The 2,289-nt window shown below is 64.9% G+C and carries 1 protein-coding gene and 1 pseudogene; one reads left to right on the top strand and one right to left on the bottom strand.

All coding sequences use genetic code 11. The features are described from left to right. Window positions 1-75 precede the first annotated feature (75 nt). Window positions 76-285, bottom strand: a complete 210-nt coding sequence (locus ACF08N_RS38045; RefSeq protein WP_392329265.1) for a hypothetical protein — start codon at window positions 283-285, stop codon at window positions 76-78. A 1,353-nt stretch (window positions 286-1,638) separates the two neighbouring features. Here ACF08N_RS38045 and ACF08N_RS38040 point away from each other — a divergent pair. After that, window positions 1,639-2,200, top strand: a pseudogene (locus ACF08N_RS38040) (IS5 family transposase); the annotation flags it as partial. Window positions 2,201-2,289 lie beyond the last annotated feature (89 nt).

The raw sequence follows: 2,289 nt of genomic DNA, 5'->3' as shown, positions 1-2,289 counted from the left end.
AGGCCCTTCGTCTGGACGAAGACCGCCGACGAGATTCTCGACAAAGTCGCCGCATACTGCCGACGAATCTCTGACTCAGATCACTAGGCCGTTTCCTTCGGATCGTCTTGCTGACCAGATGAAGATGGCGGCGAGGTGGAGTCCGGCGAGGTAGATGGTGGCGGTCTTGTCGTAGCGAGTGGCCAGGCCGCGCCACTGCTTGAGCTTGTTGATGCAGCGTTCGACGGTGTCCCGCAGCCCGCCGACCAGCGGCTCGGCTGGCTCGGCGGCCGCCCGCCGGATCACCTGCCGATGATCACGCCACCGCCCACCCCGCCGAGGTGTCCGGTCCGGCAGCAACGGCTCGATGCGTGCCCACTGGGCGTCAGTCAATGACACACGTCGACCAACGATCCGATGACCTGAAGGAAACGGCCTAGCCTGGCCAGCACGTCGTGAGTGACCCGCCGCGGAGATGCTGGTGCTTCGCGCCGGCGCCCACGGCCCGCTTCCGGGCCAGGAGACAAACCTGGCCCGGTGACGTTCATGCCCCAACGGACCTACTCCGCGAGGAGTTCAGCGATCACATCGGCCGACGGGCAGGCAATGCTCCGGTTGCTGATGATCGCTGCACGAGTCGTGTTCCCACAACATGACCATGATCAGGAGCTCGATACATCACCCGCCAACCATGCACGAGTTCGTTTGGTAACAGTCCAAGTCAGCCGTGAACGGAAGCCCCCCGGCAGCCCCTGCCAGCTCAGCCCTCAGGACGTAGGCCGAGAACCAACCACGGGCGAAGATCGCCCGCAGAACGAGTGGCTGCAAAACTGGGGCGGAAATGGAGGTGGGCTGCCTCCGCCCCGTGAGACAGCCCACAGCGATGCGACAGGGGGAACCATTTGCCGTAATCGCAACCTGATTCGATCACGGAACCTCGGCTTCTGCGGAAGTGATCACTACTCCACCCGTCTCCGCGGCGGAACAGACGGATCCCGCAACCCGCGTCCCCGCTACCGAGCCGGAGGCGCGGCCACCGCGCTCCATTCAGCGCGGATCGGCCAGAACTGCCTCTGGACGAGGATGTCCGACAGCTTCGAGGAAGAGGACCAGGTCCGAGTGGGCGGTGCCGAGGACCGTCCTGCCCGTGTCGTGCAACCCTTGACGCCCCACCCCCCAGCGAACAGAGCGAGGGCCAAAAAACAACTTCTCCAACTGCAGGTCGTCTGAGCGAGTCAGCGACTCCATCACCGCCTCGGCATTCGAGGCCAACACGATCTGCGCTGCTCATACCGGAGTGTCTCCACACTCTGCGAGTCGAAGCAACCGCCTCAGGTCCTTCGTCTGTGGATTCAGGCGTTCTGGGAGCATGGATCGTGATCTCGTTCCAGAGCATGAAGCGGCCCGTGATCGTCTGAAGGTCCAGACTACGGGCGCTACCATGGCCATGATCGGAGGCAGTAGACGGTCGCTCCTCGATTAGTCACTACTCCACATCACGCGACATGGCTCTGGAGCAACACGTCACTAGGCCGCGGGCCGGCGCCCCGCAACCCTCCAGACCGGATGCCTTTCTTGTCTGGAGACGGGGATTCCCTGGGAAGTGAAAGGGGCCGGCTAGGCCGTTTCCTTCAGGTCATCGGATCGTTGAGTTGATGTGTGTCGTTGGCTGGCGCCCAGTGGGCACGCATCGAGCCGTTGCTGCCGGACCGGACACCTCGGCGGGGTGGGCGGTGGCGTGATCACCGGCAGGTGATCGATGCGATCGCGTTCAAGTACCGCACGGGAACGCCGTGGATGGACCTGCCAGAGCACTTCGGCTCGTGGAAGGGCGCCCACAACCGCCTGCGCATGTGGGCTGCGGACGGGACCTGGGCGAAGGTCTTCACCACCCTGCTCGCCCAGGCCGACGCCGAAGGCGACCTCGACTGGGTCGTCGCGGTCGACTCCACGATCGTCCGCGCCCACCAGCACGCCGCCGGGGCCTGTCAAAAGGGGCCCCGGCCGGCGAGCCGGCCGACCATGCCCTCGGGCGCTCCCGCGGCGGACTGACCACCAAATCCACCTCGCCGCCGACAGCCGCTGCAGGCCACTCACGTTCGTTCTCATGCCTGGCCAGGCCGGTGACGCACCCGCATTCGTGCAGGTCATGACCCGCTTACGAGTGCCCCGACGGACCGGCCGTCCCAGAATCACCCCGGACGTGGTCTTGGCGGACAAGACATCCCACGCGGATAAGCGTCAAGCCGCGATGGCGGAATGATCTGCCAGTGGCTGGTTTGGGAAGGCTTTCGTCTCGTCGTAGAGCCG

It is taken from the genome of Streptomyces sp. NPDC015127 (assembly GCF_043080095.1).
Classification (GTDB): domain Bacteria; phylum Actinomycetota; class Actinomycetes; order Streptomycetales; family Streptomycetaceae; genus Streptomyces.
This window is presented reverse-complemented; position numbering and strand designations above follow the sequence as displayed.